Origin of the sequence: Actinoallomurus rhizosphaericola, from assembly GCF_024055675.1 — a bacterium.
GTDB classification, from domain to species: Bacteria; Actinomycetota; Actinomycetes; order Streptosporangiales; family Streptosporangiaceae; genus Actinoallomurus; species Actinoallomurus soli.
Genome location: NZ_JAMXMW010000002.1, coordinates 330,033 through 355,640, shown reverse-complemented (window position 1 = coordinate 355,640; position 25,608 = coordinate 330,033). Strand labels below are relative to the sequence as shown.

Sequence of the window (25,608 nt, the reverse complement as noted above, 5' to 3'; positions counted from 1 at the left end):
CCTGGCTCCCTTCGCCGGGCACGCCTATAGGTCCTTGGCCGCTGAGGCGATCAGGTCCGCCGATTTGGTTGGAGGTAGCGCCATCGCCTGCAACGTCCCGTATGTCTGACTGTACCGGCGAACCTCGTGTTCGCTCTGGAGTACGAGGCCAGTTGTCGCTGTCTCCAGGTAAACCATGCCGAGGTCGTCGCTCGCCTGGAATACAAGTAGGACGAAGTCGCCGGTGACGGCGGCATGTGCCCCGACCTTGTACGGAAGTACCTGGATCCTGACATTGTCCAGCTTGCCCAGCTGGACAAGGTGATCGAGCTGCCCCCGTAGTACTTCCGGCCCGCCGATCTGGTGGTGAAGCACGGCCTCATCGAGGATCACATGGAGCGCGACAGGATCGTCTCGCCGAGTGATGATCTCTTGCCTGGTGCGCCTGATTTCGATTCGTTCGTCGGTGTCGACGACACCCTCGATATCTGTTGCTTCGATGAGCGCCCGTGCGTATGGCTCTGTTTGGAGGATGCCGGGCACGGTCTGGCTACGCCAGGCGTTGATCACTCTTGCCCCGGACTCGGCGGCGATCAGTAGGTCGAACTTTGGCTTCAGGCCCTTACCGGCGAGCTTGCGCCACCAGTCGGGTTTGCCGGAGAAGCCGGCTCGTGCCAGGACCAGCAGTTCCTCTCGTTGGCCGGCTTCGATCGTCGTGTGCCGACTGTAGAGATCGAGGAGGCTGCGGACGTCCTTGGCCTTCATCCCTCGCTCGCCGTGCTCGACCCTGGACATCCATGACTGCTCGTAGTCCAGTTCCGCCTGCACGTCCTTCAGGCTGAGCCCGGTGCGCGCCCTGAGTTTCGCCAGCTCAGCGCCCAGAATGAAGCGCTGAACGTACGTGCTCGGACTGCTCATCTGCGCCTCTTCTCTAGTGCCCCGCTGAACCGCCTGGTGCCTGAGCTCCGGAAGTCCGGGCTAGACAACTTGTCAGAGGCAACTTGACAAGCGGTCTCGCCTGCAGGGCATGATGTCTGTACGTCATCTGTCGATGACAGATCGTAATTGTCTTCTCGGTTCGGCGGAGGCCATATCCGCCAAAAGGCGGCTGTCGACCGATGTGGCCGCAGCACCTTCTCCCGCCTTCGATGAAGGAAGTGATCTCCATGTCATCGGATTCGCTTGCCGAGCCTGGACCCCTCGACAGCCGCCAACGCCTTGAGGCGCTCGCGGAGCGCTTGCGGGCCGAGGGCTGGTATGCCCAGGTCGCTGCTGCTGATGGGCGACTCGGATTAGTACGCGTCGTGAACCCGGCGGCCCCACCACTCAACGACGACATCCGCATCGGTGTCGACGGGGCGGGGCTGTGGTGGTTCCGCTGGTCCTTCGGCGACCGGATCGCGCACGTCGACAACGTCGACATCGCCGCCGCCCGCATCATCCAAGTTCTCGGCTGCCCCTGCCGCTGACACGCGCCGCCGCAACGTCCGGACCGGCCCGGCCGTCACGACCTCACCCTCAGGAGCGTCACGCCATGTACGCCGAGAACGACACGCACACCCCGCATGTGCAGCGCCAATGGTTCTGCCGGCTCTGGATGAGGACCCTGCGGCCGTCATCACCGCCCGCGCCCTGGTCGGCACCGTGCTGGCCGGCTGGGACACCGGCCTGGTCGAAGACGCGATCCTGGTCACCATTGAACTGGTCACCAACGCCATCGCACACGGGAACGCCCCGATCACCCTGACCGTCACCGTACGAAAACAGCCCGAGCCCATCGTCATCCTCGACGTCGCCGACGCGTCTCCCGAACTGCCGATGCAGGACCTGCCCGGCGAGGTCGGTCACTGCGGCCTGTGGATCGCCGAAGAACTCGCCCACGTCACCATCCACCCCACCGCGACCGGCAAGACCGTACGCGCGGCGTTCCCGCCTCGACGGTGATCAGTCCTCGTCCGTGAAATATGCCTCGCGCTCCGCTCGTATTCGGGCGATCTCCGCTGCGGCCTCACCGGGTGGAGGGCGGTAGCCGTCGTCGCGTGCCTCGAAGTGGGCGAGTAGGGCGGCGTCGCGGGACGTAAGGGCTTCGGCGCTGACCAGTCCGCGCGCCTGCAGGCCATGGTGGCGCGGATGTCCCGAGCGGTCTCCAGGACATCGCGGATCTGGATGCGCCTCTCACGCTCCTTGAATCTCAGACGCTCCGCGGTCGCCTGGCTTCGGTTCGGAGTGGGCGGGTGGGGTGCGGGAGAGCCACTAACCTTGGTGGGGTCGTGAATCTGATCAATGTTGAAGGCCTGAGCAAGGCGTACGGGCCGGTTCCGCTGCTCGACGATGTCTCTCTCGGCGTGTCCGCCGGTGACCGGATCGGCGTGGTCGGCCGGAACGGCGATGGCAAGAGCACGCTGGTCTCGCTGCTCGCCGGCCGTATCGAGCCCGACAGCGGGCGTGTCACGCATACCCGCGGGCTGCGCCTGGGGTTCCTCACCCAGCGGGACGAGTTCCCCGCCGGGGCGACCGTGCGCTCCGTCGTGTTCGGTGATCGGGCCGAGCACGAGTGGGCGGGTGACGCCCGGGCCCGGGACATTCTGGCCGGATTGCTGCCCGACGTCTCCCTGGACTCCCCGATCGAGGGGATGTCCGGTGGTGAGCGGCGGCGCGTGGCACTCGCCCGGCTGCTCGTACCGGAGACCGACCTCCTCGTACTGGACGAGCCCACCAACCACCTGGACATCGAGGCGATCGCCTGGCTGGCCGGGCACCTGAAGGACCGTACGCTCATCGTCGTCACCCACGACCGGTGGTTCCTGGACGCGGTGACCGAGCGGACCTGGGAGGTGTCCGACGGGCAGGTGCACCGCTACGAGGGCGGGTACTCGGCGTACGTCCTCGCCAAGGCGGAGCGGGCTCGCATCGCCGCCTCCGCGGAGGAGAAGCGGCAGAACCTCCTCCGTAAGGAGCTCGCCTGGCTGCGGCGGGGGCCGCAGGCGCGCACGTCCAAGCCGAAGTTCCGCGTCGAGGCCGCGAACGCCCTGATCGCCGACGAGCCACCGGCCCGTGACACCGTGGAACTGGTGCGGTTCGCGACGGCGCGGCTCGGCAAGACGGTGTACGACGTCGAGGACGTCACCGTGCGCGTCGGTGACCGTACTCTCTTCGAGCGCCTGACGTGGCAGCTCGGGCCCGGTGACCGGGTCGGCGTGGTCGGCGTCAACGGCAGCGGGAAGACGACGCTGCTGCGGCTCCTGGAGGGGACGGTCGCGCCGTCCGCCGGCCGGGTGATCCGCGGCAAGACGGTGCAGCTCGCGCACCTGTCGCAGGAGCTCGCCGAGCTGAACCCGGCGCAGCGCGTGCTGGAGTCGGTCGAGGAGATCAAGCGGCGCATCAGCCTCGGGAAGCGGGAGTTCTCGGCGAGCCAGATGCTGGAGCGGTTCGGCTTCCGCGGCGACGCCCAGTGGACCCCGGTGGGCGACCTGTCCGGCGGTGAGCGGCGGCGCCTTCAGCTGCTGCGCCTCCTCATGGCCGAGCCGAACGTCCTCCTGCTCGACGAGCCGACCAACGACCTCGACATCGAGACGCTCACCGAGCTGGAGGACCTGCTCGACGGGTGGCCCGGGTCGCTCGTGCTCGTCAGCCACGACCGGTACTTCCTTGAGCGGGTCAGCGACCACGTCGTCGCGCTGCTCGGTGACGGACGGCTGTCGCTGCTGCCCGGAGGGGTCGACGAGTACCTCGACCGGCGGCGCCGGTCGGAGCCGGAACCCCAGCCCGTACGGGCGGCGGCCGCCGAGCCGAAGCCGGCCAAGAACTCCTGGCAGGCGAAGAAGGAGCTCGACCGGCTGGAGCGGCGCATCGAGAAGCTCGGCACCCGTGAGGCGGAGCTGCACGAGCTGATGGCCGCGCACGCCACCGACCACGAGAAGCTGCTGGAGCTTGACGCGGAGCTGAAAACGGTCCGGGCCGAGCGCGAGGAGATCGAGGAGCAGTGGCTCATCCTCGCTGATGAGGCGTAGACGACCCGAGCCGGTCGGAATGAGGGGTGTTCTTCGCCGCCACGGCCCGCCATGATCGCTGTCCATGGCGACATGGATGATGCGGCTGGACGACGCGGGCGACGGGCCGCGGCTGGCGGTCAAGGACGCGATGGACATCAAGGGCACGCCGACGAGCGCGGGCAGCCCTGCCATCGCCGACCGCGCCGAGCCCGCGGCGGCCGACGCCGCCGTCGTGGCGGTCGCACGGTCCCAGGGCGCGCGGATCGTCGGCAAGACGAACCTGACCGAGCTGTGCCTCGGCGCGGACGGCGTGAACCCCTGGTTCGGCACCCCGGTGAACCCGCTCGACCCCTCCCGGGTCCCCGGAGGGTCGTCCAGCGGTTCGGCCGTGGCCGTCGCCACCGGGGAGGCGGACGTGGCGTTCGGCACCGACACCGCCGGATCGGTGCGCGTCCCGGCCGCCTGCTGCGGTATCGCGTCGCTGAAGACGACGTACGGTCGTGTGCCGCGTGACGGGGTTCATCCACTGGCGCCCTCGGTCGACACGATCGGCCCGATGGCCAGGGACGTCGCCGGAGTGACACTGGGCATGACACTGATCGAGCCCGGCTTCGCGCCCACACCGTACGATCCGGCGATGACGGTCGGCCGGCTGCGGATCCCGGGAGTGGCCGAGCCGGCGATCGACGCGGCGGTGGACGCCGCGCTGCGCCGGGCGTTCACGGTCGTGGACGAGACCTGCCCGCACTTCGTCGACGCCGTCCTGGCCAACGGGGTGATCGTCGGTGCGGAGGCCTACCGGCAGAACGGTCACCTCCTCGCGGAATCGAGCCGGCTCAGCGACCGGATCTACCGGCGCCTCAACGGCCTGTACGCCGACGCCAAGGGCAAGCTCGGCTGGGCCGAGGAGACCCGGCGGGCGATCCGCGCGGAACTCGACAACCTGTTCCGGAGGCACGCGGTCCTCGCGCTCCCGGTCCTCCCGGGAGTGGCGCCGACGCCTCCGGCCGGGGACGACGATCTCCTGCTGTGCGTGCTGACCGCGCCGTTCAACCTGGCCGGGCTGCCGGCGTTCGCGCTGCCGGTACCGCTGCCCGGCTCCCACCTGCCGGCCGCCGTACAGCTCGTCGGGCCGGCCGGGAGCGAGGAGCTGCTGTGCGGCGCCGCCGCCGCGCTGGAGGCCGCCGTCTCCTGACGCGGGCGCGGGCGGAACGCGACGCCGGCACGGCCTGGGCGGCCCGTCACGCTTCGGCCGCCTGGCGGGCGAGCCACTCGTGCCGGGTGATCGCGTACTCGACCTCACCGAGGTGGCCGCCGGGCAGCGGTTCGTCGTTGTCCAGGTGGAACGTACGGATGTGCTGCATGCCGAGTGCGGCCATCGTCGCACGGGAGGCGGTGTTGACCGCCATCGTCTCGGCGAAGATGCGGGTCAGCCCGAGATCTTCGAAGCCGTGCCGAATGAGCTCGCGGGCACCCTCGCTCGCCAGGCCCTGGCGCCAGTGGCGACGCAGGAGCCGGTAACCGAGTTCCGCCTGTCCGTCGACCGGTCCCTGGTCCGCGCGCTCCGGGGGCTCCAGGAGCCACCACCCGATGAACCGCCCGTCGACGAAGCCGGCCCAGAAGCCGAGTCCCGGAACACGGCTCGCGGCCGCGAGCCGCCGGTGATGGAACTCCTCGACCTCTTCACGGGTACGGGCCCGGCCGGCGAGGTAGCGCATGACCTCGGGGTCGGCGTCGAGTTCGACCTCGTACTCGAGATGGTCGTCGGACAGGGGAACGAGTTGGATGCGGTCGGTGCGCAGCGTCGCCTGAGACATGGGACGCATTCTCGTGTCCGATCCGCTCGCCGGGCACCCGCGCCCAGGCGGTGCGATACGACACGGAGGGTGCGGGAGGAGCAAGATGTGTCCGTGACCTTGATGATCGTGAGCGAGCGAGGCGGATCGTGACGACGTGGCTCTTGCGGATGGAGGCGCCCGGAGACGGCCCGAGGCTCGCCGTCAAGGACGCCATCGACGTCGCGGGAGTGCCGACGACGGCGGCCTGCCCGGTGATCGCGGACCGGGCGGAGCCGGCGGACGCGGACGCCGCGTGCGTCGCCGCAGCCCGCGCGCAGGGCGCCCGGATCGTCGGAAAGACCAACCTCACCGAGCTGTGCCGGGCCGCCGACGGGATCAATCCGTGGACCGGGGTCCCGGTGAACCCGGTCGATCCGGAACGCGTGCCCGGCGGTTCGTCGAGCGGCTCGGCGGTGGCCGTGGCCAACGGCGAAGCGGACGTCGCGCTGGGCACCGACACGGGCGGCTCCGTACGGATCCCCGCGGCCTGCTGCGGAGTCGTCGGCCTGAAGACCACCCACGGCCGGGTCTCGCTGGAGGGCGTCTTCCCGTTCGCGCCGTCGCTGGACACCGTCGGACCGCTCGGCCGTGACGTGGCGGCGGTCGCGCTGGGCATGCGGCTGATCGAGCCCGGGTTCACGCCCGAGCCGTACGAGCCCGGGATCATGGTGGGGCGGCTGCGCCCGGAGGGCGTGGCGGTGGACCCGGCGTTCGACGCCGCCGTCGACGCGGCGCTGCGCGCGGCCGGCCTGGCGTTCGCCGACGAACCCCTCGACGCCTGGCAGGAGGCGCTGTCCGCCGGGAACACCCTGATCCGCGGAGAGGGCCACCGGGAGCACCGTCACCTGCTCGCTTACCCGGACCGGATGAGCGCCCGCATCCGTCGGCGCATCGAAGGCGGCGTCTCGGTCACCGACGGGCTGTTCGACGAGGCGTACGCCGCCAAGACGGCGACGCGCGAACTGTTCGACAAGCTGCTCGCGCGGTATCCGGTGCTCGCGCTGCCCACGATCTCCCAGCCGCCGCCCCGGATCGGCGCCGAACGCGAGGTCGACCTGACCGAGCTCACCGTGCCGTTCAACCTCTCCGGCCACCCCGCGCTCGCGCTGCCCGTTCCGGCGGCCGGTACGGACCTGCCCGCCTCCCTGCAGCTCGTCGGGCCGGCCGGAGGTGAGGAGCGGCTGCTGGCCGTCGGAGCGGTGATCGAGGCGGCGCTGCGCTGATGCCCGTCGTCACGTTCGGGCACGGCACCGCGTCGGCGGACCGGATCGCCGAGCTCCTGGGCGGTGCGGGCGTCGAACTGCTCGTCGACGTGCGTACGGCGCCGGGAAGCCGCCGCAACCCGCATGTCGCGCGGCATGAGATGGAGCGTTGGCTGCCCGAGCGTGGGATCGATTACCGGTGGGACGGGCGTCTCGGCGGTTTCCGGCGGGCGCCGGCCGACTCGCCCGACGTGTACTGGCGGGAGGTGATGTTCCGCGGCTACGCGGCGCACATGCGCACCGAGGAGTTCGGCGCGGCCGTCGACGAGCTGCTGACCGAGGAACGCCGGCAGGCCGTCATGTGCAGCGAGAGCGTGTGGTGGCGCTGCCATCGCCGGTTGATCGCCGACTACCTCGTCCTGGTCCGGCAGGTGCCGGTCGTCCACCTGATGCACGACGGGCGTCTCACGCCGCACACCCCCGCACCGGGCGCCCGCGTCCGCGACGACGGGCTCCTCGTGTACGACGGCGGCCAGGAGCCGCTGATCTGATCTCCAGCGGGCCGCACCGGATCCCGTCGTGAGATCGCCATCGTACGGTCCGGCGGGGAGCCTGGGGCCCGACAGGCTGTTCGGTGGCCGGGTGCCGGGCCGGCGGCGGCGGGCGCGGTGAATCCCGTCAGGTGGGCGGGTCGGTGTCGAAGGGGACGAGGAGGGAGCGCAGGAGGCTCGCGAGGGTACGGCGGTCGCCGGGGCTCAGGGAGCCGAGCAGCTCGCGTTCGCGGTCGACGAGGTCGGCGAACGCGGCGTCCACGCGAGTACGGCCGGCGTCGGTCAGCCGGACGAGGACGCCGCGCTTGTCCTGGGGGTCGGGGCCGCGGCGGACGAGGCCGGCGGACTCCAGCCGGTCGATCCGGTTGGTCATCGTCCCGGACGTCACGAGCGTCGCGCGCAGCAGCCGGCCGGGGCTGAGCTCGTACGGCGGGCCCGCGCGCCGCAGCGCGGTCAGCACGTCGAACTCCCACGACTCCATCCCGTGCGCGGCGAACACCGCCCGCCGGGCGCGGTCGAGGTGGCGGGCGAGGCGCGAGACCCGGCTGAGGACGTGCAAGGGCTCCACGTCGAGGTCGGGCCGCTCCGCGTGCCACGCCTCGACCAGCCGGTCCACCTCGTCCTTCACAATCGATCACCTTACCTCTCTTGACATCGAGATATCGATGCCGGGAGCATCTCTCTTGACGTCAAGAGACATGTGGCCGTGCCGCGCCCACCCTGGCGCCGGGGCCGGAGGGAGCGGAAGATGAGCCTGCTCACCGGACTTCACCACGTACAACTCGCCGCCCCGCCGGGCTCCGAGCCGCGGATGCGGGAGTTCTACGCCGGTGAACTCGGCCTCACCGAGGTGCCCAAACCGCCGGTCCTGGCGACGCGGGGCGGAGTGTGGTTCCGGGCGCCGGGCATCGAGGTCCACATCGGTGCCGAGGCCGACTTCCGTCCCGCCAGGAAGGCGCATCCGGGAATCATCGTGAGCGACCTGGACGCGCTCGCGGACCGGCTCCGGGCGGCCGGTCACCGGATCCGGCCCGATGACCTGCTGCCCGGATACCGCCGCTTCTACGTCGATGACCCCGTCGGGAACCGCCTCGAATTCCTCCAGCCGGTCGCGACGGTCTGACGCCGTCACGGCCCGGATCCTGCCGCGTCACCTGCCTCGCGTGCCGCAACGCTGACCCCGCGTGCCGCGTCACCGGCCTCGCCAGGCGCGTCACCGGTCTCGGGTGCCGCGTCGCTGACCCTGCGCGCCGCGTCACCGGCCCCGCATGTCACGTCACCGGCTCTGCGTGCCGCGTCACCGGCCTCGCCTCGCGCGTCGCCGGCCCCGTCTGGCACGTCAGGGGCCGCGCGCCTCCCGGTCGGCCAGCATCTCCCAGTCGGCCAGCACGTCGAGCAGGATGCCCAGGATCCGCCGCAGCTCCTCCACGTGATCCGCCTTGCGGGCGGCGTCCTCGAAGCCGGCCGGCTGGGCGTCGAGCGCCAGGACGGCGTCCTCGAGGCTCTCGGTGAGCCGGATCGCGCAGGCATCACCCGACGTGTCGGTCGCCCGGCCCGCCTGCGGGGGAACCCCGGGCCCCTCGGCCGCCGCGGGGGGACGTCTCCGGCCCTCGTGGCGCTGATCGGAGTCGCCGGATCGGTATCGCACTGCCCACCTCCTGCTCCGCCGACGGCGGATCGTCGCCCCGTGAGGGCCGAAATCCATGCCGGGCGGGCCCCGTCACCGTCGCCTGTCGCCAGAACGATAGGGGCCGGGTGTGACAGAACGGCTACGCAGGGTCAGCCGGTGGTGGGGTCGACGCCGTTCTTGCGGGCGGCGCGGGCCTGCTCCTTGGCCTCCTTGGCCGCTTCCTTCGCCCGCACCTTCATCTCCTTCTGACGGGCCTTGTGGTCCGTCGTGAGGTACGGCCTCGGCTCCAGCCCCGACAGGCCGTTCCACGCGAGGTTCACCAGGTGGGCGGCGACCTCCTCGCGCTTGGGCTTGCGCACGTCCAGCCAGTAGGTGCCGGTCATCGCGACCATCCCGATGAGCGCCTGGGCGTACAGGGGGGCCGCCTTGGGGTCGTACCCCTTCTCCTTGAACTCGTCGCCGAGGATGTGCTCGACCTGGTTGGCGATGTCGCTGAGGAGGCTGGCGAACGTCCCCGTCGCCGAGGCGGCGTGGGAGTCGCGGACGAGGATGCGGAAGCCCTTGCTGCTGTTCTCGATGTACTCGAGGAGGGCGAGGGCCGCGCGTTCGATCTTCTGCCGGGGGTGCCCGCCGACGAGCGCCTGCGTGATCAGGTCGAGCAGGCGGGCCATCTCGCGGTCGACGACGACCGCGTAGAGGCCCTCCTTGCCGCCGAAGTGCTCGTAGACCACCGGCTTGGACACTCCCGCCACGCTGGCGATCTCCTCTATGGAGGTGCCGTCGAAGCCGCGTTCGGCGAAGAGTGTCCGGCCGATGTCGAGCAACTGTTCCCGTCGTTCTTTTCCGGTCATGCGTTTCCGGCGTGACCGTGGGGGTTCGCTCACGTCCTCAATTGTCGCGGTAGCGGCCGAATCGTTGGCTACGCTCACTGCTGCTCTTCCCTGGCGGCCCTGGACTCCCGACCGCAGGCGGCGCCGTGTGAGACTGTTAGTTTGGCTTACGATATCCGCTTCGCGGCGAGACGTTGGGCGTTCGGCCAACGAACGTCACGGACCCAGCCGAGCTTCTCGAAGATCCAGATGAGCCGTGCGCTGATGTCGATCTGACCCTTGAGGACGCCGTGCCGGGCGCACGTCGGGTCCGCGTGGTGCAGGTTGTGCCAGGACTCGCCGAAGGACGGGATCGCCAGCCACCAGACGTTCCGCGCCTTGTCGCGGGAGTCGAACACCTCCTCGCCCATCACGTGGCAGATGGAGTTGATCGCCCAGGTGACGTGGTGCAGCAGGGAGACGCGCACCAGCGAGCCCCAGAAGAAGGCGGTCAGCGCGCCCCACCAGGACATCGTGATCAGGCCGCCGAGGAGTGCGGGCAGGAGCATCGAGACGGCGACGAGGCCGGGGAAGACCCGGCTGATGCGGCGGATGTCCTTGTCGGCCACCAGGTCGGGGCAGAACTTCGCCGGCGAGGTGCGGCGGGCGTCGAACAGCCAGCCCATGTGCGCCCAGACCAGGCCCTTGGTCAGCGCCCTCCAGTCGCCGCCGAACCGCCACGGCGAGTGCGGGTCGCCCTCCTTGTCGGAGTACTTGTGGTGGCGGCGGTGAGTGGCCACCCAGTCGATCACGCTCATCTCGATCGAGAGGCTGCCGGCGAGGGCCAGCGCGATGCGCAGCGGACGCTTGGCCTTGAAGGACTTGTGGGTGAAGTGCCGGTGGTAGCCGACGGTCACTCCCAGGCCCGTCACCGTGTACATCACCACGGTGATCGCCACATCGCTCCAGCCGAGACCCCAGCCCCAGGCGAACGGCACGGCCGCCGCGACGGCAAGGAGCGGAACCGCGATGAAGAAGGCCAGTAGGACGCGTTCGAAAACGCCCTTGGGCTTCGCTTCGAACTCGGACTGGACCTGCGGTCGAGGTGGCGCGGTCGGGGCTACGGTCATGCGGTTCCTCCTCCTCATCGGGAAACTTACGGCTACGCAACCGTAACCTACGGCCGCGTAGGTTAGGTAGATACCCGGCAGGATTTCCGCAAACATGTCGTGTCGGTCACACGAGGGTTGCCATTTCGCAAGTCGCCCCTTAGCCCCCGACGGTGACAAGTGGCCTGGCGACCGCGCCCGGGGATGCCCGGGCGTGCCTCCCGTGGCCACGGCCTGGGCGTGGCTCCCGCGGCTTGATCGAAACGAGCGCGCCGCCCGACGGGGCAACCGCTATCGTTAGGGATGCCGGGGCGGCAGGGTCATGCCGCGGCGGCGATCCGGCGTGGTGAAATCGGCATCACGGAGGGTTTTGGTCCCTTTATTTCTGGTTCGAATCCAGGCGCCGGAGCCCTCTTCTCCGTCGAGCCTCCGCGTCCCGTACGGGCCCGGTGACCTCGGCTTCGACGCCCCGCGTCCCCGACCGGGGCGCGTGCGGCACGCGGGCGGGCGGTATCCTTCCGGTGTCGGGCGGGTAACGGGCCTGCGACCCCACCTCTTCGCAGGCCGACACCCTCACCGGAGGTCCCTCCAGACGTCCGCGCCCGGCTTCGAACCTGTCAGCGACGCCGAGGAGCCTCCTCCAGTGAGCGGAGCGAGCCACCGGGCGATGCCATGTCACCAGCACACCACCGAGCCGTCCGGTGAGGTGGTCGCGTGACCATGAGCCGCCCCGCAGCCGTCATCGTCCTCGCCGCAGGCGAGGGCACCCGGATGAAGTCCCGTACCACACCCAAGGTCCTGCACGAACTGGGCGGGCGCAGCCTGGTCGGGCACGTGCTGGCCGCGGCCCGCGACCTGCGCCCCGAGCGCCTCGTGGTCGTCGTCGGGCACGGCCGGGACAAGGTCGCCGAGCACCTCGCGGAGATCGCGCCGGATGCGGTCGCCGTGACCCAGGAGCAGCAGAACGGCACCGGCCACGCGGTGCGGATCGTCCTCGAGGCGGTCGGCGCCCTCACCGGCACCGTCGTCGTCACCAACGGCGACCACCCGCTGCTGCGCGGCGAGACCCTCGCCGAGCTCGTCCGTACGCACGAGGCCGACGGCAACGCCGTCACGGTCCTGAGCACCGACATCCCGGACCCGACCGGATACGGCCGGATCGTGCGCGGCCCGGCCGGCGAGGTGGCCGGGATCGTCGAGCACAAGGACGCGGGGCCCGACGAGCGCGCGATCAACGAGATCAACGTCGGCATGTACGTCTTCGACGGCAAGCTGCTGTCGGACGCGCTGGGCCGGGTCACCACCGACAACGCCAGCGGCGAGGAGTACCTCACCGACGTCGTCGGGATCCTCCGCGGCGACGGGCACCGGGCCGGCGCGTACAAGGCGGCCGACTGGGTCGAGACGCAGGGCGTCAACGACCGGGTCCAGCTCGCCCAGGCGCGGCGGCAGCTGAACGACCGCGTGCTCGAGGAGCACATGCGCGCCGGCGTCACGATCGTCGACCCGCTGTCCACGTGGGTCGACGTGCAGGTGACGCTGGAGCCCGACGTGGTCGTCGAGCCGAACACCCAGCTGCGCGGCGGCACCCACGTGGCCGCGGGCGCGCGGATCGGCCCGAACTCCACGCTGACCGACACGTCCGTGGGCGAGGACGCCACGGTCGTGAACGCGGTGTGCGTCTCGGCCGAGATCGGCCCGGAGGTCAGCGTCGGCCCGTTCGCGTACCTGCGGCCGGGGACCCGGCTGGCCCGCAAGGCCAAGATCGGCACCTACGTCGAGACGAAGAACGCCGTCGTGGGCGAGGGCAGCAAGGTGCCCCACCTGACCTACGTCGGCGACGCGGAGATCGGCGAGGGCTCCAACATCGGGGCGGCGTGCGTCTTCGTCAACTACGACGGCGTGAACAAGAGCCGCAGCGTCGTGGGGAACCACGTCAAGGTCGGCAGCGACAACATGATCGTCGCTCCGGTGACGATCGGCGACGGCGCCTACACCGCGGCGGGCTCGGTGATCACGAACAACGTCCCGCCGGGGGCGATGGCGGTCGCCCGCGCCCGCCAGCGCAACGTGGAGGGGTGGGTCCAGCGCAAGCGCGCCGGCACCCCGTCCGCGGAGGCGGCGCAGCGCGCCCGCGAGCAGGATGGCCAGGACAGCGAGTGAGGGGACTGTACGCGTGACAGGGATCAAGGCGACCGGCGAGAAGAAGCTCATGCTCTTCTCCGGCCGGGCATATCCCGAACTCGCCGAAGAGGTGGCCGAGGCTCTCGACATCGAGCCGACGCCCACCTCGGCGTACGACTTCGCGAACGGTGAGACGTTCGTGCGGTTCAACGAGTCGGTGCGCGGTTCCGACGCCTTCGTGCTGCAGAGCCACACCGCGCCGATCAACCAGTGGATCATGGAGCAGCTGATCATGGTCGACGCGCTCAAGCGCGCCTCGGCCAAGCGGATCACGGTCGTCGCGCCGTTCTTCGGGTACGCCCGGCAGGACAAGAAGCACCGCGGCCGCGAGCCGATCTCCGCGCGCCTGATGGCCGATCTGTTCAAGACGGCCGGCGCGCACCGGCTGATGGTGGTCGACCTGCACACCGCGCAGATCCAGGGCTTCTTCGACGGCCCGGTGGACCACCTGTTCGCCCTGCCGATCCTCACCGGGCACCTCAAGGCCAAGCTGGACACCGAGCAGGTGACCGTGGTCGCCCCGGACGCCGGGCGGGTGCGCGTCGCCGAGCGGTGGAGCGACGAGCTGGGCGGCTGCCCGATGGCCATCATCCACAAGCGTCGCGACCCCGAGGTCGCGAACGAGGTGAAGGTCTTCGACGTCGTCGGCGAGGTCGCCGGGCGCACCTGCGTCGTCGTCGACGACATGATCGACACCGGTGGCACGATCGTGAAGGCGGCCGACGCGCTGTTCGAGGAGGGCGCCGAGCGCGTCGTCGTGGCCGCGACGCACGGGGTGCTGTCCGGGCCCGCCGTCGACCGGCTCAAGAACTCCCGGATCTCCGACGTCGTTCTCACCAACACGCTGCCGATTCCGGACAACAAGCGATTCGACAAGCTGACCGTGCTGTCGATCGCGCCGCTGCTGGCCCGCGCGATCAGCGAGGTGTTCAGCGACGGCTCGGTGACCAGCCTCTTCGGCGGTCACAGCTGAGTTCGCGGCCGCCGTTCCCGGCGGCCACGATCGAGCCCGGTCACCGGCCCTTTCGGCCGTCGTGGCCGGGCTCGGTCACCGGTCTCCTCGGCGGTCCGAGGCGGACCGGAGCTGGATTCGCGGTCCTCCGCACGAACCGGAACGCAGATCGGCTAAACTTGGGAGACCGTGTGCGTCCGACGCTGCGTTCAAGGGCTCGCCCACTCTGGGCCCGGCCGCGAGGAGCACCGATGATCTTCGACGTTACGCGCGTCGACTTGTACTGACAAGCTTCATTTGAGCGAGGAGTTTTCGCCGTGTCCGAGGTACGCATTGCCGCCGAGCCCCGCACCGAATTCGGTAAGGGCCCCGCACGGCGCGCTCGCAGGGCCGGCAAGGTGCCCGCTGTTCTGTACGGCCACGGCACCGACCCGAAGCACATCACGCTGCCCGGCCACGAGCTGATGCTCGCCCTCAAGACGCCCAACGTGCTGCTGCGCGTGGAGGGCCTGGAGAACGGCGCCGAGCTGGCGCTGCCGAAGGACGTCCAGCGCGACCCGCTCAAGGGCTTCCTCGAGCACGTGGACCTGCTCGTCGTGAAGCGCGGCGAGAAGGTCACCGTTGAGGTCCCGGTCCAGGTGACGGGCGAGGTGGCGCCGGGCGGCATGCTCGACCAGCAGCTCGTGCAGGTGGCCCTCGAGGCCGAGGCCACCCACCTGCCCGAGGCGGTCGAGGTCGACGTGGAGGGCCTGGAGGTCGGCACCCAGGTGCTCGCCAAGGACCTCAAGCTGCCGGCGGGCGCGACCCTGGGCGCCGACGAGGAGGCCCTGGTCCTGCACGTGCTGGCGGCGCCGACGGCCGAGCAGATCGAGGCCTCGACCACCGGTGAGGGCGAGGCGGCCGCCGCCGAGGCTCCCGCGGCCGCCGAGGGCGAGACCGAGCAGAGCGGCGAGTAACACCTCTGCCGCTCCGTCAGGCCCCGGGACGCGAGGAGTGACAGTGCCTCCTCAGCCCCCGGGACGGCCGTCGCCGCGACGCGGCGGTCCGCTGCGCGGTACCGCGTGGTCCATGAGTCGTGTGCGCCCCGGCCGGGGCGCGGTGAGCCCGTGCGGAATGGGCGCCGGACAGGCCCGGCGGTCCCCGCGCGGGCTCTGATGCGTCGGAGGGTGGTCGGTGATGGCGGACGCGGGCGCGGACGCTCCCTGGCTCGTCGTCGGGCTCGGTAACCCGGGCCCCGAGTACGCCGGCAACCGGCACAACGCCGGCTTCATGGTCCTCGAGCTGCTGGCGGCGCGGATGGGCGGCCGGTTCAAGGCGCACAAGGCGCGCGCCGAGGTCGTCGAGGGACGGCTCGCGGGGCTCCGCGTGGTGCTCGCCAAGCCCCGGTCGTACATGAACGAGTCCGGCGGCCCGGTGAAGGCCCTGCGCGACTTCTACAAGGTGCCGCTCGAGCACGTCGTCGTCGTCCACGACGAGCTCGACATTCCGTACGGAACGCTGCGCCTGAAGCGCGGCGGCGGCGACAACGGGCACAACGGCCTGCGCTCGATCACGAAGGCGCTCGGCGGGCGCGACTACCTGCGGGTCAGGTTCGGGATCGGCCGGCCGCCCGGGCGGATGGACGCCGCGGTGTTCGTGCTGCGCGACTTCTCCGGGGCCGAGCGCAAGGAGCTCGACCTCAACACCGAGCGCGCCGCCGACGCGACGGAGGCGCTGCTCACCGACGGCCTGGACCGCGCGCAGAACGTCTTTCACACCGCATAGAAAGACCTTCTCCCGGCGGATAGGCCACGTGCGGTCGATTACGTGGTTTCCGCCCCTCTGTGCGCTCTCTGTCTCTATCGTGCCTCGTGTACCCCCAGGAGCGCGGCGCCCTGCCTGTGGTCGCCGCCGGAAAGATCACTGTTTCGGCGCTCACCGTCCCCGGAGTGACACGAAGGGCGATTTCTTCCGAAACCTGTGAACCTCCCGTGACCCCTGGGCGTCCTGCTTCAGCAGAGGTCTCGTGTTGCTCGGCGAGGGGTGAGATGGCGGTCGTCGGAAAGGCGTGGCCGGAGGCCCAGGCCGCCCCCAGCAGTCGTTCCCAGGTCGAGGCCTGGACCTCCGGTTATGCCCGGCAGGCATGGTGCGTCGACTTCCTCGTCGCCCTGCTCGCGGGCCTGTTCGCCTTCGTCGCGCGGTTCCGCTATCCGACGTTCGGCGACCCGTGGAGCACCCCGTACATCGGCCTGAGCCTCTTCCTGCCCTTCCTGTGGACCGGCGTGCTCGGGATGGGCCGCGCGTACGAGCAGCGGCTCTTCGGCGTCGGCTCGGAGGAGTTCCGCCGCATCATCCAGGCCGGGTTCTCGCTGACGGCGACCGTGGCGATCCTCGCGTACGCCACCAAGATCGACGTCGCCCGCGGCTACGTCATCGTGGCGCTGCCCCTCACGACGGGGCTCGACCTGGTCGGGCGGTACCAGCTGCGCAAGCGGCTGCACCGGCGGCGGAAGGCCGGCGAGTGCATGCGCCGGGTCGTGGCCGCCGGCCACCGCGCGGCAGTGGCCGACCTGGTGCGCCAGCTGCGCCGCGAGCCCCAGCACGGCATGGAGATCGTCGCCGCCTGCCTGCCGCCGATGCTCGCCGCGGGCGACGACGCGGTCCGTGAGATCGAGGGCGTACGGGTCGCGGGGGACTTCGCCCGGATCGCCGGAACCGTCGAGGCGCTGCACGCCGACACCGTCGCCGTGCTCGCCTGCCCCGAACTGGACGGCGTGGCGCTGCGCCGTCTCGCCTGGCAGCTCGAGAAGGACGACGTCGACCTCGTCGTCGCCCCGGCGCTCATGGAGGTCGCCGGTCCGCGTACCTCCATCCGCCCGGTCGCCGGGTTGCCGCTTCTGCACGTCGAGCACCCCGAGCTGAGCGGCGCCCGCCGGCTCGTCAAGAACGCGTTCGACCGCACCGTCGCGGCCGCGGCGCTGATGATCCTGTGGCCACTTCTGGCCGCCATCGTGATCGCCATCCGGCTGGAGAGCCCCGGTCGCGCGCTGTTCCGCCAGGTCCGGGTCGGCCAGGACGGCCGCGAGTTCACGGTGCTGAAGTTCCGGACGATGGTCGTGGACGCGGAGCGGCGCAAGGCCGAGCTCCTGCAGCTCAACGAGCACGACGGCGTCCTGTTCAAGATCAAGAACGATCCGCGGGTCACCCGGATCGGGGGCTGGCTGCGGCGCTACTCCCTCGACGAACTGCCCCAGCTGTTGAACGTGCTGTGGGGCGACATGTCGCTGGTCGGCCCCCGCCCGCCGCTGCCCGACGAGGTCGCACAGTACGGTGATGACGTGCGCCGCCGCCTCGTCGTACGACCGGGCATGACCGGTCTGTGGCAGGTGAGCGGACGGGCGGACCTGACCTGGGAGGAATCCGTGCGCCTGGATCTGCGTTACGTCGAGAACTGGTCCTTGACCCTCGACCTGCAGATCCTGTGGAAGACCTGGGCGGCCGTCCTGCACGGTTCCGGTGCCTACTGACGTGTAGAGAGAAGTACGTGATCCACGACGACCACGCCCTCGCCAGGGACCTGGCCACCGAGGCGGGAGCGCTCCTGCTCCGCCTGCGCGCAGAGTCCGGCTTCGCCGACGTACGAACACTGCGGGACACCGGCGACCGAGAGTCGCACGTGTGCATCACCGAGGCGCTCGCCCGGCAGCGCCCCGGCGACGCGGTCCTCAGCGAGGAGGGCAAGGACGACCTCGGCCGCCTCGACGCCGACCGCGTGTGGATCATCGACCCGCTCGACGGCACGTACGAGTACGGCGAGGAGGGGCGGTCCGACTGGGCCGTTCACGTCGCGCTCTGGGAGCGGGACGCCGACGGCACCGGGCGGCTCACCGCCGGGGCCGTCGCACTGCCCGCCCAGGGGCGCACGCTCTCCACGGCGGAGCCCCTGACGCTCCCTCCGCTGCCCGACCCGTCGCAGATCCGGATGACGGCCAGCCGCACCCGCCCGCCGGCGTTCCTCGACCGGCTGGTCGAGGAGGTGGAACCGGACGTGCGCGTCATGCCGATCGGATCGGCCGGCGCGAAGGTCGCCGCGGTGCTCCTCGGCGACGTCGACGCCTACGTGCACGCGGGCGGTCAGTACGAATGGGACTCCGCGGCGCCGGTCGCGGTCGCCCTCGCGGCGGGCGCCCACGCCTCCCGCATCGACGGGTCACCCCTGACCTACAACAATGAGAACACCCTGCTGCCGGATATCCTGGTTTGCCACCCGGATTTGGCGCCAACGCTGCTCGCCGGAATCCGGGCGGTCTCGTAAGCGAACCCGGGAGCGGCTCCACATGCAGCGCAGTACCGCGGACACCCGTGACTACCGGACGTCTCAGCTCGGCGTCCTGGAATCCGAATCGATCCATATCATCCGGGAGGTCGCGGCCGAGTTCGAACGGCCCGTCCTGCTCTTCTCCGGCGGCAAGGACAGCATCGTCATGCTGCGCCTGGCCGAGAAGGCGTTCTGGCCGGCGCCGGTCCCCTTCCCCGTCATGCACGTCGACACGGGGCACAACTTCCCCGAGGTCATCGAGTTCCGCGACCGCCGGGTCGCCGAGCTCGGCGTCCGCCTCGTCGTCGCGTCCGTCCAGGAGTCCATCGACAAGGGGCGCGTGGTCGAGGAGACCGGCCGGCGGGCCAGCCGGAACCGTCTGCAGACCACCACGCTGCTCGACGCGATCGAGGAGCACCGGTTCGACGCCGCGTTCGGCGGCGCCCGCCGGGACGAGGAGAAGGCACGCGCGAAGGAGCGCGTCGTCTCCTTCCGCGACGACTTCGGTCAGTGGGACCCGAAGAACCAGCGGCCCGAGCTGTGGAACCTCTACAACACCCGGATCCGCCAGGGCGAGCATGTCCGGGTCTTCCCCCTGTCGAACTGGACCGAGCTCGACATCTGGGACTACCTCCGGATGGAGGGCCTGGAGATCCCCTCCATCTACTTCGCGCACACCCGCACGGTCTTCGAACGCGACGGCATGCTGCTCGCCGACAGCCCGTACTCCAACCGGGGTGACGACGAGCCGGCCTTCGAGGCGACGGTCCGGTACCGCACGGTCGGCGACATGAGCTGCACGGGCGCCGTCGAGTCGACCGCGACCGGCCTCGATGAGGTGATCGCCGAGATCGCCGCCACGCGGATCACCGAGCGCGGCCAGACCCGCGCCGACGACCGCACCAGCGAGGCCGCCATGGAGGACCGCAAGCGGGAGGGCTACTTTTAATGGACATCTTGCGGCTCGCGACCGCAGGCTCGGTCGACGACGGCAAGTCCACCCTCATCGGGCGCCTGCTGTACGACTCCAAGTCGATCTTCGAGGACCAGCTCGAGGCCGTCGAGCGCACCAGCCGCGACCGGGGCGAGGAGTACACCAACCTCGCGCTGCTCACCGACGGCCTGCGCGCCGAGCGGGAGCAGGGCATCACCATCGACGTGGCCTACCGCTACTTCGCCACGCCCCGGCGGAAGTTCATCATCGCCGACACTCCCGGGCACATCCAGTACACCCGGAACATGGTGACCGGCGCCTCGACCGCGGACCTGGCGATCGTCCTGATCGACGCGCGCAAGGGCATCCTTGAGCAGTCGCGCCGGCACGCGTTCCTGGCGACGCTGCTGCGGGTGCCGCACCTCGTGCTCGCGGTCAACAAGATGGACCTGGTCGACTACGACGAGGCGACGTTCGAGCGGATCAAGGACGAGTTCACGTCCTTCGCGGCGAAGCTGTCGGTCGGCGACCTGACGTTCATCCCGATCTCGGCCCTGCACGGCGACAACGTCGTCGAGCGGTCGGCGAACACCTCGTGGTACGACGGCCCGTCGCTGCTGCACCACCTGGAGAACGTCCACATCGCCTCCGACCGGAACCTCATCGACGTGCGGTTCCCGGTGCAGTACGTCATCCGGCCGCACAAGTCCACCGACCCGGAGCTGCACGACTACCGGGGCTACGCCGGGCAGGTCGCGGGCGGCGTGCTCAAGCCCGGCGACGAGGTCATGCACCTGCCGTCCGGGCTGACCACCCGGATCAAGCGGATCGACACGGCCGACGGCCCGGTGGACGAGGCGTTCCCGCCGATGTCGGTGACGCTCCTGCTGGAGGACGACATCGACATCTCCCGGGGTGACATGATCTGCCGGCCGCACAACCGGCCCCAGGTCACCCAGGACGTCGACGCGATGGTGTGCTGGATGTCGGACGAGCGCCCGCTCGTGCCGCGCGGCAAGCTGATCATCAAGCACACGACCCGCACCGCGAGGGCGATGATCAAAGAGCTGCAGTACCGGCTCGACATCAACACGCTGCACCGGCACGAGGACGCCGAGCGCCTGGATCTGAACGAGATCGGGCGGGTGCGGCTGCGCGTCACCCAGCCGCTGTTCGCCGACGACTACTCCCGCAACCGCGCCACCGGCGGCTTCATCCTCATCGACGAGGCCACCAACGCCACGGTCGGCGCCGGCATGATCATGGAGAACCGCTAGATCGAACGCGGTCGGGCCCGGCTCCCCAGGGGAGCCGGGCCCGTACGCCGCTCGGATCAGGACCGCTCGGGCGGGAAGCCGCCCGTCGCGATCGGCCCCCACTCCTCGATGTGGATGCGGATCAGCGACTTGCCCTGCCGCCGCATCGCCTCGCGGTACTCGTCCCAGTCGGGGTGCTCGCCGGCGATGCAGCGGTAGTACTCCACCAGCCCGTCCAGGGCCTCCGGCATGTCCAGCACCTCGGCGCGCCCGTCGACCTGGACGTACGGGCCGTCCCAGTCGTCGGACAGCACGCAGATCGACACCCGCTCGTCCCGGCGCAGGTTACGCGCCTTGGCCCGCGCGGGGTACGTCGAGATGACGATCCGCCCGTCGGAGTCCACGCCGCAGGTCACCGGCGACATCTGTGGCCGGCCGCTCGCCCGTACGGTGGACAACATCCCGTGGTGCCGGGTCCGCAGGAACTCCAGCAACTGGTCACGGTCGACCCGCTCGGCGGTCGCGATCCTCGGAGCCACCTGTAATCACCCTTCCGGACGCTGCTCATGATTACGCACAGCAGCCTAGACTCTGGCCCGTGCTGCCCTCTGTGGGAGTGGTCATCCCCACTCACAACCGTCCCCGGCTGCTGCGCAAGGCGATCGAGTCGGTGCTGGCCCAGGACTACGACGGACCGGTGCGCGTCGTCGTCGTGTACGACCGGGCCGAACCCGACCCGAGCCTGGCCGGTGACCGGGTCGAGGTCATCGCCAACACCCGTACGCCCGGCCTCCCCGGCAGCCGCAACACCGGCATCCTCGCGCTCGACACCGACCTGGTGGCCTCCTGCGACGACGACGACGTGTGGCTGCCCGGCAAGCTGGCCGCCCAGGTGGCGGCGCTGCAGGCCGAGCCCGAGGCGGTCCTGGCCAGCTGCGGCATCCTGGTCGCGTTCGACGGCCGGGAGCTGCCCCGCCTGGCCGGCGCCGACCGGGTCCGCTTCGACGACCTGGTGGGCGACCGCGTGGTGAGCGTGCACTCCTCGACGTACGTCGCGCGGCGCGAGGCGCTCATCGACATCGGCATGGTCGACGAGACGATCCCCGGCGGCCAGGGCGAGGACTGGGACCTGGCGCTGCGGGCGGCCCGGCGGCATCCGATCGTCAACGTCGACCGGCCGTACGTCCGCGTGCTGTTCGGGCAGACGTCCTATTACGCGCAGGCCTGGGAGACGAAGGTCGAGGCCCTGCGGTGGTTCCTCGACCGGTACCCGGAGATCGGCCGGTCCCCGGAGGCGGCCGCGCGCGTGTACGGGCAGATCGCGTTCGGCTGCGCCACCATCGGCCGCCGTCGGGAGGCCGTGCGCTGGGCGGGCCGGGCGATGCGGGCGAACTGGAAGGAGCGGCGGGTGCCGTTCGCGCTCGCGGTGGCCAGCGGCGCCGTCTCCGGCAAGCGGGTCCTGCTCACCCTGCACGCCCGCGGCCGGGGCATCTGACCCACGCAGAGTCTGACCCTCGGGGGTCCGGCCTCCGAGGAATCCGACCTTCGAGGGGCCCGGCCTTCGAGAGGAGCGCGTCTTGCGCCGTCGGCGCTCGGCGCGACCGTGACCGTCCGGCGCGCGGAGGGCTGCCTTCGCGCGCCGGACGGTGGTCGCTCAGGTCGTCCAGGTGACCTTGGGGTTGGCGGCAGTCTCCGCCGAACTGTTGTCGGCCGGTGCCGGCCGTGCCGACTCGGCGGTGTCGTTCCGCGGTGCCGCCTCGGCCGGGCGCGCCGCGTCCGCAGGGCGGGCGGGGTCGGCCTGGCGCGGAGGCTCAACGGAGCGGGCCAGCTCGGACCGCGGCTGAGCCGTGGAGCGCGCCGGCGCCGAAGAGCGGGCGGACTGCTCACCGGACGCGGGCGGGAGCGGCTCGGGCCGGTGCCGGCGGCCCTTCGGGGGAGGGGCGCCCTCGTCGGACACGGCCACCATGTCGAGCACCGTCGGCGCGTCCTCGATGGCCTGGTACTTGCTCTGCGCCGTCGCCGTCGTCGGCATCGCCGGGGGAGGAGCCGGCCGCTCGCGCAGCGGAGGCGGGGTCCGGGCCGGCAGGGGCCGGGGCGGCGGCGCGGACACCTTGTCGTCCTGCACAGGCAGCACGACCGCGCCCATCACCGCGGCGCCCATCCGGTCGATGCGCCGGACACCGTCCCGTACCTGGTCATAACGCGCGAGGGGGACCTCGACCACCATGATCGCGGCGTCGGCCAGGTCCGCCAGCGCCTGGGCGTCCGCGCCCAGCTCGGTGGACGGGGCCTCGATGACCGTGAACCGGTAGTTCTCCCGCAGGGAGCCGATCAGGCGGGTCATCTGCTCGCGCTGCAGCAGCTCGGCGGCCAGTTCGCTGTTCGCGCCGGCCGTGATGGCGCTCAGCGTCGGCGCGCCGTGGTTCTTGCGGATCACCTCCGGCGGCTCGGCCCAGCCGAGCAGCACCTCCGACAGGCCCGGCCCCTCCGGAAGACCGAGGATCTCACCGGCCACCGAGGAGCCCAGATCCGCGCAGACCAGCAGGACGTCCGAGCCCGTACGGGCGAGCGCCGCCGCGAGGTTGGCGGCGACGTGGCTGCCGCCGCGGCCCGGTGCCGCGCCGGTGACCAGGAGGACGTGGTTGCCGTGGCCCAGCGTGGCCGTGAGCACATGGGAGAGCTCGTGGAAGCTCTGCCCGGTACGGCTGCGCGCCGGCAGCAGGCCCAGGCCCTCCCGGCCGCGCTTGATGTCCACCAGGACCGGCAGGTCGAGGACCCGCTCGATGTCCTGCGCGGTGCGCACCCGCTTGTCCGTACGGTCCAGGAGGATGGCCAGGACCACGCCGAGCAGCAGGCCGCCGACGAACCCACTCGGCAGGTACCTCATCAGGCTCGGGTCGGACGGCGAGCCGGGCAGCCGCGCGTCCGTGATGATCTGACCGGGGTTGACGTTGGCCGCCGACACCCGCAGGTCGGACGACTTGTTGTTGAGGGCCTGCATCTGGGCGACGACCAGGTTCTTCTGCACCTTGTCGGTCATCGTCCGCAGCTGCTTCGACAACGAGTTGATCTGCCGCTGGAGGGCCCCCATCTGGGTCATCAGGACCCCGGTGGCGCTGTCGCGGCGGTCGTCGAGGTAGGCCTGGGCGAAGGCGTGCGCGCGGTCCCGCGCGCCCACGGCGGTCGCGGCGTTGACGGTGATGTAGAGGACCGTCGAGTTGTTCGGGACGTTCACCGACACGGACGCGCTCAGCGCGCTGGGGGTCTCCTGCGAGTGCAGGTTCCGGGCGACCCGCTCGGCCACGTCGTACGAGCGGACGCGCTGCGCCTCGGTCTGCAGGTTGATGTCCTGCTGCTTGCCGGACTGGCTGCCGCTGTCCAGGTTCGTGGGCGTGACGTTCACGACGGTGAAGGCGGAGTACGTCTTGGGCATCACCACGACGAGCATCGCCGCCACCGCGACGCCGAGGGCGGCCGCGGCGACAACCACCCACCAGCGGCGTTTGAGCATTGCGAGGTAGTCCGCGAGCTCGCGCGAGCCCCCCGTGGCCGTGGCGTCCATCTGACTGCGTGGCCCCTTCGCCGAAGGTCTATGAGACCGCCATAACATACCTTGCCGGGCTTGGCCGATCCGTGTGCTTGCGCGGGTCTCGTCAGGCGCGGCGCATGACGTGCGCGGGACTCGTCGGCGCGGCGGCCGACGAGTGCGCCGCGACTACGCGCGGCGCCGGACGTGGAAGCCGATGAGCGCGACCGCGAGGACGAACGCCGCCCCGCCGATGGCGAGCGCGACCAGGGTGGTGTCCTGCCCGCCGCCGGTGTCGCCGGCGCTCTGCCGCGCGGGCAGCGGTGCGGTCATCGCGTTGACCGAGCTCGGCAGCGGCACTCGCCAGATGGGCTGGTCGACGCCCTCGGAGTTGACCAGCAGCGAGTGACCGTCCGGCGTGAACGTGACCCCCTCGCCCTGCTTCTGCTGGGGCAGGAGGACCTGCGTCGGCTTGTCCGCGAGGGACTTGGCCACGTCGCCGTCGTTGATCCACCAGACGTACGCGGTGTCGTCGTCGCGGATGACGACGCGGTCGCCGGTGGGGGAGAAGTCGCCGCCGGACGCCCGGGTGACCGGGACGTCCAGGACCTTGCGCAGCAGGTTGACGCCCTGGGGGTTCAGGTTCGCCGGCGCCTCCCACAGCGAGGCGCGCTGCTGTGCCGTCTCGGTCTTGGTGACGACGAAGACGCGGCCGGTGCCGGGCTGGACGAGCAGCGTCTCGGCGTTGCGCCCGGGGACGCCGTCGGCGTACCGCAGGTGGTAGGTCTCCAGGCCCGCCGGCGTGACCTGGCCGGTGGAGTTCGCGGGCGGCTCGTCGAACTTCAGCACCGCGTAGTCCCGCCGGCTGGACCTCTTCGCCGCCTGACGGGTCCTCAGCGCGTCGCCGATGTCGCCGACGTAGACGGCCCGCTTGCCGTTGCGGAGCCGGACCGCGGCGATGTCCTCCCAGTCCTGGTTGGACCCCGCCGGCAGGCGTACGGTGAACTGCGGTTTGCCCTTGGCGTCGAGCCCGAAGACGTCCGTGGAGCGGCCCGAGTCCTCGTGGCTGTAGAGGATGCGGCCGTTCTCGCTGGTCGCCAGCCCGCTCGCCTGCGTGATGCGCGTGTCGGTCACGGTCTCGACGACCTGGGCGTCGATCGGTCCCGGATCTCCGTCGACGCGCGCGGTGGCGGCGGTCGGCCAGAATGCGCAGAGCGCGGCCAGAAACACCGACGACGCGCGGTACAGACGGATGGGCATGCTGTTCCCGGCTCTCCCCACTGAAGTCTTTGAGAAGGTAAGGCCCGGGGCCGCCCCCGGTAAACTCCTGCCGGCGTGGCGGCGGGACA

The 25,608-nt window shown here is 70.9% G+C and carries 25 protein-coding genes and 1 tRNA gene; 17 read left to right on the top strand and 9 right to left on the bottom strand.

Annotated features, from left to right (window positions below; translation table 11 throughout):
* Positions 1-24: 24 nt before the first annotated feature.
* The gene (locus tag NE234_RS05545) at positions 25-897 is read right to left on the bottom strand and encodes a helix-turn-helix domain-containing protein (protein ID WP_252777753.1); all 873 of its coding nucleotides are present in this window, start codon (positions 895-897) and stop codon (positions 25-27) included.
* Positions 898-1,127: 230 nt separating this feature from the next.
* Here NE234_RS05545 and NE234_RS05540 point away from each other — a divergent pair, with 230 nt between their 5' ends.
* The 4 genes from NE234_RS05540 to NE234_RS05525 all read left to right on the top strand — a co-directional run bounded on the left by NE234_RS05540 (position 1,128) and on the right by NE234_RS05525 (position 5,166).
* A complete protein-coding gene (locus NE234_RS05540) occupies positions 1,128-1,448 on the top strand; it encodes a hypothetical protein (protein WP_252777752.1) in 321 nt (106 codons plus the stop codon).
* A 109-nt stretch (positions 1,449-1,557) separates the two neighbouring features.
* A complete protein-coding gene (locus NE234_RS05535) occupies positions 1,558-1,923 on the top strand; it encodes an ATP-binding protein (RefSeq protein ID WP_252777751.1) in 366 nt (121 codons plus the stop codon).
* A gap of 326 nt (positions 1,924-2,249) precedes the next feature.
* Positions 2,250-3,989: an ABC-F family ATP-binding cassette domain-containing protein gene (locus tag NE234_RS05530; RefSeq protein WP_252777750.1), complete on the top strand. Its 1,740-nt coding sequence runs from the start codon at positions 2,250-2,252 to the stop codon at positions 3,987-3,989.
* Positions 3,990-4,053: 64 nt separating this feature from the next.
* Positions 4,054-5,166 carry an amidase gene (locus tag NE234_RS05525; RefSeq protein WP_252777749.1) on the top strand — a complete coding sequence of 371 codons (1,113 nt, stop codon included), beginning with the start codon at positions 4,054-4,056 and terminating at the stop codon, positions 5,164-5,166.
* A 46-nt stretch (positions 5,167-5,212) separates the two neighbouring features.
* Here the strand turns inward: NE234_RS05525 and NE234_RS05520 are convergent, their stop codons facing one another.
* Positions 5,213-5,788, bottom strand: a complete 576-nt coding sequence (locus NE234_RS05520; protein WP_252777748.1) for a GNAT family N-acetyltransferase — start codon at positions 5,786-5,788, stop codon at positions 5,213-5,215.
* A 128-nt stretch (positions 5,789-5,916) separates the two neighbouring features.
* Between NE234_RS05520 and NE234_RS05515 the strand changes: the two genes are divergently transcribed.
* Positions 5,917-7,032 (top strand): amidase, encoded by a 1,116-nt coding sequence (locus NE234_RS05515; protein ID WP_252777747.1) that lies wholly within the window; start codon positions 5,917-5,919, stop codon positions 7,030-7,032.
* Positions 7,032-7,562, top strand: coding sequence for a DUF488 domain-containing protein (locus NE234_RS05510; RefSeq protein WP_252777746.1), 531 nt, complete (start codon positions 7,032-7,034; stop codon positions 7,560-7,562). Before NE234_RS05515 ends, NE234_RS05510 begins: the two co-directional genes overlap by 1 nt.
* Before the next feature lie 127 nt (positions 7,563-7,689).
* Here NE234_RS05510 and NE234_RS05505 read toward each other — a convergent pair whose 3' ends face one another.
* On the bottom strand, positions 7,690-8,190 hold the full coding sequence (locus NE234_RS05505; protein WP_252777745.1) for a MarR family winged helix-turn-helix transcriptional regulator: 501 nt from the start codon (positions 8,188-8,190) through the stop codon (positions 7,690-7,692).
* Positions 8,191-8,310: 120 nt separating this feature from the next.
* Here NE234_RS05505 and NE234_RS05500 point away from each other — a divergent pair, with 120 nt between their 5' ends.
* A complete protein-coding gene (locus NE234_RS05500; RefSeq protein ID WP_252777744.1) occupies positions 8,311-8,685 on the top strand; it encodes a VOC family protein in 375 nt (124 codons plus the stop codon).
* Positions 8,686-8,901: 216 nt separating this feature from the next.
* On the opposite strand, the gene NE234_RS05495 is transcribed toward NE234_RS05500, so the two are convergent.
* From NE234_RS05495 to NE234_RS05485, 3 genes are all read right to left on the bottom strand, one after another.
* Positions 8,902-9,210 (bottom strand): hypothetical protein, encoded by a 309-nt coding sequence (locus NE234_RS05495; RefSeq protein WP_252777743.1) that lies wholly within the window; start codon positions 9,208-9,210, stop codon positions 8,902-8,904.
* Positions 9,211-9,341: 131 nt separating this feature from the next.
* Positions 9,342-10,085: a TetR/AcrR family transcriptional regulator gene (locus tag NE234_RS05490; protein WP_252778165.1), complete on the bottom strand. Its 744-nt coding sequence runs from the start codon at positions 10,083-10,085 to the stop codon at positions 9,342-9,344.
* Between the two features lie 104 nt (positions 10,086-10,189).
* Positions 10,190-11,131 (bottom strand): acyl-CoA desaturase, encoded by a 942-nt coding sequence (locus NE234_RS05485; protein WP_252777742.1) that lies wholly within the window; start codon positions 11,129-11,131, stop codon positions 10,190-10,192.
* Positions 11,132-11,447: 316 nt separating this feature from the next.
* Between NE234_RS05485 and NE234_RS05480 the strand changes: the two genes are divergently transcribed.
* From NE234_RS05480 to cysN, 9 genes are all read left to right on the top strand, one after another.
* Positions 11,448-11,519 (top strand) — tRNA-Gln (locus tag NE234_RS05480).
* A 305-nt stretch (positions 11,520-11,824) separates the two neighbouring features.
* Positions 11,825-13,273, top strand: coding sequence for a bifunctional UDP-N-acetylglucosamine diphosphorylase/glucosamine-1-phosphate N-acetyltransferase GlmU (glmU, locus tag NE234_RS05475; RefSeq protein ID WP_252777741.1), 1,449 nt, complete (start codon positions 11,825-11,827; stop codon positions 13,271-13,273).
* 13 nt (positions 13,274-13,286) lie between these two features.
* On the top strand, positions 13,287-14,267 hold the full coding sequence (locus NE234_RS05470; protein WP_308206841.1) for a ribose-phosphate diphosphokinase: 981 nt from the start codon (positions 13,287-13,289) through the stop codon (positions 14,265-14,267).
* Positions 14,268-14,563: 296 nt separating this feature from the next.
* Positions 14,564-15,202 (top strand): 50S ribosomal protein L25/general stress protein Ctc, encoded by a 639-nt coding sequence (locus NE234_RS05465; protein ID WP_252777740.1) that lies wholly within the window; start codon positions 14,564-14,566, stop codon positions 15,200-15,202.
* Positions 15,203-15,422: 220 nt separating this feature from the next.
* Entirely contained in the window at positions 15,423-16,010 is a 588-nt protein-coding gene (gene pth / locus NE234_RS05460) for an aminoacyl-tRNA hydrolase (RefSeq protein WP_252777739.1), read from the top strand.
* A gap of 263 nt (positions 16,011-16,273) precedes the next feature.
* Positions 16,274-17,752, top strand: coding sequence for a sugar transferase (locus tag NE234_RS05455; RefSeq protein ID WP_252777738.1), 1,479 nt, complete (start codon positions 16,274-16,276; stop codon positions 17,750-17,752).
* A 17-nt stretch (positions 17,753-17,769) separates the two neighbouring features.
* Positions 17,770-18,540 (top strand): 3'(2'),5'-bisphosphate nucleotidase CysQ, encoded by a 771-nt coding sequence (locus tag NE234_RS05450; RefSeq protein WP_252777737.1) that lies wholly within the window; start codon positions 17,770-17,772, stop codon positions 18,538-18,540.
* 22 nt (positions 18,541-18,562) lie between these two features.
* Entirely contained in the window at positions 18,563-19,492 is a 930-nt protein-coding gene (gene cysD / locus NE234_RS05445; RefSeq protein ID WP_252777736.1) for a sulfate adenylyltransferase subunit CysD, read from the top strand.
* Positions 19,492-20,754 (top strand): sulfate adenylyltransferase subunit CysN, encoded by a 1,263-nt coding sequence (gene cysN / locus NE234_RS05440; protein WP_252777735.1) that lies wholly within the window; start codon positions 19,492-19,494, stop codon positions 20,752-20,754. The genes cysD and cysN overlap by 1 nt, the downstream gene beginning before the upstream one ends.
* A gap of 56 nt (positions 20,755-20,810) precedes the next feature.
* Here cysN and NE234_RS05435 read toward each other — a convergent pair whose 3' ends face one another.
* A complete protein-coding gene (locus tag NE234_RS05435; RefSeq protein WP_252777734.1) occupies positions 20,811-21,272 on the bottom strand; it encodes a PPOX class F420-dependent oxidoreductase in 462 nt (153 codons plus the stop codon).
* A 59-nt stretch (positions 21,273-21,331) separates the two neighbouring features.
* On the opposite strand from NE234_RS05435, the gene NE234_RS05430 reads away from it, so the two are divergent.
* Positions 21,332-22,228 (top strand): glycosyltransferase family 2 protein, encoded by an 897-nt coding sequence (locus NE234_RS05430; RefSeq protein ID WP_252777733.1) that lies wholly within the window; start codon positions 21,332-21,334, stop codon positions 22,226-22,228.
* Between the two features lie 159 nt (positions 22,229-22,387).
* Here the strand turns inward: NE234_RS05430 and NE234_RS05425 are convergent, their stop codons facing one another.
* A complete protein-coding gene (locus tag NE234_RS05425; protein WP_252777732.1) occupies positions 22,388-24,295 on the bottom strand; it encodes a Wzz/FepE/Etk N-terminal domain-containing protein in 1,908 nt (635 codons plus the stop codon).
* Positions 24,296-24,448: 153 nt separating this feature from the next.
* Entirely contained in the window at positions 24,449-25,519 is a 1,071-nt protein-coding gene (locus tag NE234_RS05420) for a hypothetical protein (protein ID WP_252777731.1), read from the bottom strand.
* Positions 25,520-25,608 lie beyond the last annotated feature (89 nt).

Excerpts from the sequence above, each read along its gene's own strand:
- NE234_RS05545 (WP_252777753.1), bottom strand. The coding sequence starts at position 897 with ATGAGCAGTCCGAGCACGTACGTTCAGCGCTTCATTCTGGGCGCTGAG.
- NE234_RS05540 (WP_252777752.1), top strand. The coding sequence starts at position 1,128 with ATGAAGGAAGTGATCTCCATGTCATCGGATTCGCTTGCCGAGCCTGGA.
- NE234_RS05535 (WP_252777751.1), top strand. The coding sequence starts at position 1,558 with ATGGTTCTGCCGGCTCTGGATGAGGACCCTGCGGCCGTCATCACCGCC.
- NE234_RS05525 (WP_252777749.1), top strand. The coding sequence starts at position 4,054 with ATGGCGACATGGATGATGCGGCTGGACGACGCGGGCGACGGGCCGCGG.
- NE234_RS05520 (WP_252777748.1), bottom strand. The coding sequence starts at position 5,788 with ATGTCTCAGGCGACGCTGCGCACCGACCGCATCCAACTCGTTCCCCTG.
- NE234_RS05510 (WP_252777746.1), top strand. The coding sequence starts at position 7,032 with ATGCCCGTCGTCACGTTCGGGCACGGCACCGCGTCGGCGGACCGGATC.
- NE234_RS05500 (WP_252777744.1), top strand. The coding sequence starts at position 8,311 with ATGAGCCTGCTCACCGGACTTCACCACGTACAACTCGCCGCCCCGCCG.
- NE234_RS05485 (WP_252777742.1), bottom strand. The coding sequence starts at position 11,131 with ATGACCGTAGCCCCGACCGCGCCACCTCGACCGCAGGTCCAGTCCGAG.
- pth (WP_252777739.1), top strand. The coding sequence starts at position 15,423 with ATGGCGGACGCGGGCGCGGACGCTCCCTGGCTCGTCGTCGGGCTCGGT.
- NE234_RS05455 (WP_252777738.1), top strand. The coding sequence starts at position 16,274 with ATGGCGGTCGTCGGAAAGGCGTGGCCGGAGGCCCAGGCCGCCCCCAGC.
- cysD (WP_252777736.1), top strand. The coding sequence starts at position 18,563 with ATGCAGCGCAGTACCGCGGACACCCGTGACTACCGGACGTCTCAGCTC.
- cysN (WP_252777735.1), top strand. The coding sequence starts at position 19,492 with ATGGACATCTTGCGGCTCGCGACCGCAGGCTCGGTCGACGACGGCAAG.
- NE234_RS05425 (WP_252777732.1), bottom strand. The coding sequence starts at position 24,295 with ATGGACGCCACGGCCACGGGGGGCTCGCGCGAGCTCGCGGACTACCTC.
- NE234_RS05420 (WP_252777731.1), bottom strand. The coding sequence starts at position 25,519 with ATGCCCATCCGTCTGTACCGCGCGTCGTCGGTGTTTCTGGCCGCGCTC.